Source organism: Acinetobacter stercoris, assembly GCF_900323515.1.
In the GTDB taxonomy this organism is placed as follows: Bacteria; Pseudomonadota; Gammaproteobacteria; order Pseudomonadales; family Moraxellaceae; genus Acinetobacter; species Acinetobacter stercoris.
On the sequence record NZ_OOGT01000231.1, the window covers coordinates 1 to 5,715 of the forward strand.

Annotated in this window: 4 protein-coding genes; all 4 read left to right on the plus strand. The window is 39.2% G+C overall.

Going from position 1 to position 5,715, the window contains the following annotated elements; genetic code table 11:
• The first annotated feature begins 157 nt into the window (after positions 1-157).
• From cysM to KPC_RS17275, 4 genes are read left to right on the plus strand one after another with little or no spacing between them, the layout of a single operon-like run.
• Complete coding sequence (gene cysM, locus KPC_RS17260) at positions 158-1,078, plus strand: cysteine synthase CysM (protein WP_121975584.1); 921 nt, start codon at positions 158-160, stop codon at positions 1,076-1,078.
• Positions 1,079-1,100: 22 nt separating this feature from the next.
• Positions 1,101-1,919: a 3'-5' exonuclease gene (locus KPC_RS17265; RefSeq protein ID WP_121975585.1), complete on the plus strand. Its 819-nt coding sequence runs from the start codon at positions 1,101-1,103 to the stop codon at positions 1,917-1,919.
• A gap of 8 nt (positions 1,920-1,927) precedes the next feature.
• Positions 1,928-3,319, plus strand: coding sequence for a 23S rRNA (uracil(1939)-C(5))-methyltransferase RlmD (gene rlmD, locus KPC_RS17270; protein ID WP_121975586.1), 1,392 nt, complete (start codon positions 1,928-1,930; stop codon positions 3,317-3,319).
• A 30-nt stretch (positions 3,320-3,349) separates the two neighbouring features.
• The gene (locus tag KPC_RS17275) at positions 3,350-5,656 is read left to right on the plus strand and encodes a RelA/SpoT family protein (protein WP_121975587.1); all 2,307 of its coding nucleotides are present in this window, start codon (positions 3,350-3,352) and stop codon (positions 5,654-5,656) included.
• Positions 5,657-5,715 lie beyond the last annotated feature (59 nt).

Below are 5,715 nucleotides of genomic sequence, written 5' to 3' on the forward strand. Positions count from 1 at the left end.
ATATATAATTCATTTTATTCAATAAATATTTATTCAATAAAAACTGAAAGAATTCGAATGGTTTTACAATGAGCAATTCGTTTAAAAAGCTGCTGAAATATGTGCAGGAGAATTTATTTTTACATACAATAGTCGCACCTCGACATCGGTACAAATGATGAGTAATACAAATCCTGATTTCTTAGCAGACGAATTTTTGTTAGGCCACTACGTTGGAAAAACTCCGCTCGTGCGTTTACAACGTTTGGCAAGTCACACTCAAGCGACAGTATTGGCCAAATTGGAAGGCAATAACCCAGCAGGTTCGGTGAAGGATCGTCCTGCCTATAATATGATTATGCAGGCTGAAAAACGCGGGCAAATCAAACCGGGTGATACATTAATTGAGGCGACCAGTGGAAATACAGGTATTGCATTGGCTATGGTTGCTGCCATGCGTGGCTATAAAATGATTTTGATCATGCCCGGAAATTCGAGTCAGGAGCGTAAGGATTCAATGCGTTCTTATGGTGCTGAGCTGATTGAAGCAACCAGTATGGAAACTGCTCGTGATTTAGCATTACAAATGCAGCAGGAAGGCAAAGGGCTGGTTTTAAACCAGTTTGGTAATCCAGACAATGTCGAAGCTCATTACTTAACGACAGGTCCAGAAATCTGGCAGCAAACGGGTGGTAAAATTACACATTTTGTCAGTTCTATGGGGACTACGGGCACCATCATGGGCGTGGCAAAATATTTAAAAGAACAAAACCCAGAGATTCAAATCGTGGGTTTGCAGCCTTCTGAAGGTTCAAATATTGCTGGTATTCGCCGTTGGCCGCAGGAGTATTTACCGACTATTTTTGATCCAAAACGTGTGGATCGTATCATGGATATTTCACAGATTGATGCGGAAAAAACCATGCGCAAATTAGCACGAGTTGAAGGTATTAGTGCAGGGACATCTTCGGGTGGAGCCGTATGGGCTTCGCTTCGTCTTGCAGAAGAAAATCCAGATGCTGTTATTGTTTGTATTGTTTGTGATCGTGGTGATCGTTACTTATCTACAGGCTTGTTTTCAGTAGAAGATGAAGAATAAATCAATGAGGTAAAATATATACATGCGTTTTCCAGTTTTAGTTTTTGATATAGAAACCCTGACAGATCTCAAATCTGGTGCGCATTTATATGGTCTTGATTTACCAGAAGCTGATTTGGAACAAGCTTTAACAAAATTACGCAGGCAGGAAGCTGGAATGGATTTCCAGCGTTTGCCTTTACATGAAATAGCATGTATTGCTGGCTTATGGATAGATGAAAACGGGGCAATGAAACTGTTTTCATTTAGTCAGGAGCATTTTTCTGAAGCCGAAATTCTTAAAAAATTCCTATCCATTTTTGATAAACGTCATCCGACACTTGTAAGCTGGAATGGATCGCAATTTGATTTACCCGTAATTTTATATCGTGCCATGTATCATGGACTATCTGCACCAAGTTTGTTTGATCAAGGTGAGATTGATACACAAAAAAGGTATAATAACTATCAGAACCGTTATCACCATAGACATGTTGACTTAATGGATGTGATGGCAATGTTTAATGGTCGCAATTTCCAAAAACTGGATGATATTGCACATTTATTAGGTTATCCAGGTAAGCGTGGTGAATCAGGTTATTTCGTTCCTGAGTATGTAAAAAATCAGCAATGGCTGAAACTGACCAGCTATTGCGAAGGTGATGTGCTTAACACATGGCTAATTTACTTGCGTTGGCTGCTTTTGAAAGGGCAGTTATTGATTGAAGACCATCGTTTATGGATTCAGGCAACGATTCACTATTTACAAGGGCAGCCTCAGCAACAAGATTTTCTTCAGGTTTGGCGAGAACGTTCTCAACAAACTGAATTTACATCTTTGGATTTCCCTGCAACTGATTAGGTATTCATTTGAAACACAGAGCTAAACCTCATTCATCTCAACCTCAAACTTTTCAGTTTAAAGTTGAGTCTCTTTCACATGAAGGGAGAGGGATAGCACATTATTCACAAGAGTTTGCTCACCCTGTAGAAAAACAAGGTAAGAAAGTTTTTATCAGATATGCCTTGCCTGGTGAAATTGTGTTAGCCAGCATCACTAAAGATACTAAAAAATTAGAAGAAGCAGATTGTATAGAGCTTGAAAGTGATGCCAACCCATATCGTATAGAACCGATATGTCCACATTTTGGAATTTGTGGTGGATGTAATGTCCAGCATATCCATCCAGACGAGCAAATCCGCTTCAAACAAGATGTTTTAAAGTCTCATCTTAGCCATTTTGCCGGTTTACAACCAGAACAGTGGTTAAAACCCTTACGTTCAACTCGAACAGATTATCGTCATAAAGCCCGCCTGGGTGTTCGTTATCTTCCACAAAAACAAAAACTATTAATGGGCTTTCGGGAAGTAAGCAGTAATCGTCTGGTCGAAATAAAAACTTGCAAGGTACTGGAATTTACATTAGACCAAAGTCTTCCTGAGCTAAAAAGAATACTCGAAAGTCTAAAAGGCAAAGCAGCAATTGGTCATGTAGAATTAGCAAAAGGTGATCAGGATATTGCATTGGTTGTTCGACATACTGAAAACTTGCCTGTATCGGATATTGAAATTTTAAAGCAGTTTACGTTGCAGTTAGGCTGGCAATTGTATTTGCAACCTAATGCACCAAAGCATATTCATCGTATAGATCATATAAATGAACCTGAGCGACTGCATTATTCACTACCTGATTTTAATCTCGAGTTTGCATTTCATCCGCAAGATTTTACACAAGTCAATCCAACTGTAAATCCACAAATGGTAAAATTGGCATGTGATTTGCTTGACTTGAAGCATGGAGAAAGGGTTCTAGATTTATTTTGTGGATTAGGAAATTTTTCTTTACCTCTCGCCCGTCAAGTTGGAGAAAATGGAAAAGTGGTTGCTGTTGAAGGCAGTGAAGCAATGGTGGAACGTGGAACTGAAAATGCACTAAAAAATGGCATTCAGAATGTTACATTCTATTCACAAGATTTAACAAAAGACTTTTCGCAACATTATTGGGCAAATCAGGGATTTGATGCATTATTAATAGACCCGCCACGTGCAGGCGCTGAAGAAATAATGCATTATGTGCCTAATTTTGGTGCAAAAAGAATCGTTTATGTATCATGTAATCCTGCGACTCTTGCACGAGATGCAGGGATATTAACAAAATACGGTTATCAGTTAAAAAAAGCAGGGGTTATGGACATGTTTACCCACACAGGACATGTTGAATCAATTGCTTTATTTGAAAAGAATTTAGAGATAAACGATTAGAAATGAGTTTTATTTTGAAAGGAGAATGGTATGGTCACAGTACGTGAGCAACTTCCTGGGCAACTCAATGAGTTATCAGAGGAAGCGACTGTTGAGCATGCCGCAGAAGCACAAACGGCTCTAACAACCTGGTTAGACCGAGTACGTGCGATTTTAGATGGTGCCGAGCTTAAGCAGTTAGAAGAAGTAGCGAGACTCGTACTACAAAAAGAGTTAGAAACGACAGGAAGCCATCGTTCCAATACCTTTACAACTGGTATAGGTATGGCTGATATCCTTGCTCATTTACACGTAGATGAAGATACATTAGTTGCAGCAGTTTTGTATAGAAGTGTGCGTGAAGGTTTAACTACATTAGAAGAAATACAGCAAAAATTTGGGGAGCAGGTTTATAACCTTGTCCAAGGTACTTTGGCCATGGGTAAGCTTTCTGAATTAATTGAAAAAAACAAACGCTTAGAAGACCACTTTAACAATAACCAGAGAGAGCATCTCACAGGCATCTACAAAATGCTGATCTCTGTAACTGAAGATGTGCGTGTGGTATTGATCAAGCTGGCAGAGCGTACATATGCCTTACGTGAGTTGGCACACTCTCCTAAAGAACGTCAAGAACGCGTAGCCCGTGAAATTTTAACCATTTATTCACCACTTGCGCACCGTTTGGGGATTGCTCAGTTAAAGTGGGAACTGGAAGATTTAGCATTCCGTTATCTTGCACCAGAACGTTATAAGGAAATTGCATCATTACTTAATGAAAAGCGTCTTGAGCGTGAACAATATATTCAGTTTGTGGTTGAAAAATTAAAGAATGAACTGGCTGATCACGGGATTGAGGCTGAAATTTCAGGTCGGGTAAAACATATTTACTCGATCTATCGAAAAATGAAGAGTAAAAACTTAAGTTTTGACCAGCTTTATGATATTCGTGCTGTGCGGGTATTGGTAAAAAGTGTTCCTGAGTGTTACCACACTTTGGGGATCGTGCATCAGATCTGGAGACATATCCCTCATCAGTTTGATGATTATATTACCAATCCAAAAGCGAATGGATACCGTTCATTACATACTGCCGTCATTGCTGAAAATAAATCTCTGGAGATACAGATCCGTACCTTAGAGATGCATGAAGAAGCTGAGCTTGGGGTCTGTTCGCATTTTAATTATAAAGAAGGTTCAAAATCGACAGATTATTCATTTAATCATCGATTACACTCTTTACGTTCAGTACTTGAACATTATCAGGAACGTAATGAGACAGGTGCTCATCCAAATGAAGATGACACAGAAACTTTTGATCAGCTTCAAGATTTTGAAGATTTTGAGAAAATTTATGTGTTCAGTCGAGATGGTGACATTAAAGAGTTACCACGTGGCTCTACAGTTTTAGATTTTGCGTATCATGTCCATACTGAAGTTGGAAACAAATGCTATGCAGCACGGGTGAATCAGCGCTATGTGCCTTTAACTTACACTTTAAAAACTGGTGAGCAAGTTGAAATATTAACCAAGAAAGATCGGGAACCTAATCGTGACTGGTTGGTGAACTCGCTTGGTTATATTAAGACAGCGCGGGCACGTGACAAGCTTCGTCATTGGTTTAAACAACAGGATAGAAGTAAAAACCTGGAAGTCGGACGTGATATTCTGAATAAAGAATTGTCCCGTTTAGCGATTCACCCGAAAAGCATTGATTTAAATGATTATTGTAATCATTTTAATGTCAAAAATGGTGATGATATTCTGGTTGCCCTAGTCAGTGGTGATATTAGCCTGCATGCACTTATCAACCAAGTCAATCGCCATATGCATCTGGATCAAGATGAACCAGAACTTGTTTTAAAACCGACACTTAATCCGCGTGCTAGCCACACACTTTCTGCACATGGAATCTTGATAGATGGTTTGGACAATGTAGAGTTGCATATCGCACAATGCTGTCAGCCTGTACATGGTGAATCTATTGGTGGATATATCACTTTGAATCGCGGTGTGAGCATTCATAAAATTGCTTGTCCTGACTATATGCGTATGATTAAACAAGAACCGGAAAGAGCTGTTGAAGCGGATTGGGAAATGCAACCGACCCGTGGTCAAAGTGTACAGATTGTTGTCGAAGCATATGATCGTCGTGGTTTACTCAAGGACTTGACTCAGGTGATTTTCTCAGATCAGATCAATATTCGTCAGGTCAATACCATCTCGGAAAACGATGGCATTGCAAACATGAAGTTATTGATCGAGGTTAAAGGCTTGGCTCAGCTTTCTAGACTTTTAGCCCGTTTAGAACAACAACCTGGAATTATTAGTGCGCGCAGATTAGTTCAGGGCAATTAATAATTTATTCTATAAAAAACCAGCATATAAATTGCTGGTTTTTTATGTGAAAAAATATG

What these genes read in the sequence shown, in the direction of transcription:
- cysM (WP_121975584.1), top strand. Translation starts at nt 158, where the DNA reads ATGAGTAATACAAATCCTGATTTCTTAGCAGACGAATTTTTGTTAGGC.
- KPC_RS17265 (WP_121975585.1), top strand. Translation starts at nt 1,101, where the DNA reads ATGCGTTTTCCAGTTTTAGTTTTTGATATAGAAACCCTGACAGATCTC.
- KPC_RS17275 (WP_121975587.1), top strand. Translation starts at nt 3,350, where the DNA reads ATGGTCACAGTACGTGAGCAACTTCCTGGGCAACTCAATGAGTTATCA.